The 1053-nt window shown below is 37.7% G+C and carries 1 protein-coding gene and 1 pseudogene; both read right to left on the bottom strand.

Annotated features, from left to right (window positions below; all coding sequences use genetic code 11):
- Positions 1–559 (bottom strand): annotated as a pseudogene (locus tag AB5170_RS22435) (sensor histidine kinase); the annotation flags it as partial.
- The coding region (locus tag AB5170_RS22430) for a response regulator transcription factor (RefSeq protein WP_368365168.1) at positions 535–1053 on the bottom strand (519 nt) is incomplete at its 5' end. The pseudogene AB5170_RS22435 and the gene AB5170_RS22430, both read right to left, overlap by 25 nt.

The raw sequence follows: 1053 nt of genomic DNA, 5'->3' as shown, positions 1-1053 counted from the left end.
CTTCCTTTATCAACTGAATATGATGTCCGATTGCTTCAAGCTGGTCATTCAATTTTTCCAGTTCTGCATGATTTTCCGTTTTCAGTAAATCATCAAATTTATTTTCACGGAATCTGATCAGAATTTCTTCCAACTGGTCTAAAATTTTCTGATGACACGCATCTTCTTTTTTCTTCCAATAAAGTAAAAAAGTCAAAAGAAGCACGCATATCACAGTGCTTACAGCACCGGTCACCATAACCTGATGCCGGAATTGCGAATAAAATGCATTCCCTTTATTCCCCCAGTATCCATATTGCTCCAATAATCGCCTTCCCTGTTCGTTGGTTTCAATATCCTTATCCTTAAGCAATTCCGAAACAGCATCCAGCCCGGAAAATTCTTCCTTTGCAGCAATCTCTGTCATAAGATTCATTTTATATTTATAATCTTCATAAAACACATACGTGGTAAAGCAATTTAATATTGCAAACAATAATATGACAGGTAATACCAAGGAGAGCACTACTGTAATCTTCTTGCGATATCTCTTTGTCACTGCCTTACCTCCTGATTCCATATATACCCAAGACCTCTGATATTCTTTATATAGACCGGTGCAGCCGGATTGTCTTCGATTTTCTCACGGAGTCTTCTGATATTGACAGCGATTGTATTTTCATCCACAAAATCCCCTTCCAGATCAAACACATTTTCCAATATTTGTATTTTTGAAAGAATCTGTTTCGGATTCTGAAGAAAAAAAGTCAGCATTTTCAACTCCGTTTTTGTCAGACTGATTTCACGACTCTTTATCAGGACTTTCATTTCTCCTGCGATAAATACGATATCTCCCGAAATCATCTTTCCGGCTTCCGTTTTCTCCTGTCTGCGGCGGAAATGTGCTTCTATTTTCAAAAGAAGTACCGAAAGACTAAACGGCTTTGTAATATAATCATCTGCCCCTGCTTCATATCCCATGACCTGATCCATCTCTTGATCTAGTGCTGTAAGACAAATAATGTATGTATTATAATTGCATCTCATCCACCTTACAAATTCCAGTCCATTCCC

Origin of the sequence: Ruminococcus sp. RTP21484sp1_RTP21281st1_A8_RTP21281_210402 (assembly GCF_040914025.1) — a bacterium.
In the GTDB taxonomy this organism is placed as follows: Bacteria; Bacillota; Clostridia; order Lachnospirales; family Lachnospiraceae; genus Blautia_A; species Blautia_A faecis.
Note: the sequence above shows the minus strand (reverse complement) of the source record. Positions and strands in the feature narration are given on the sequence as shown.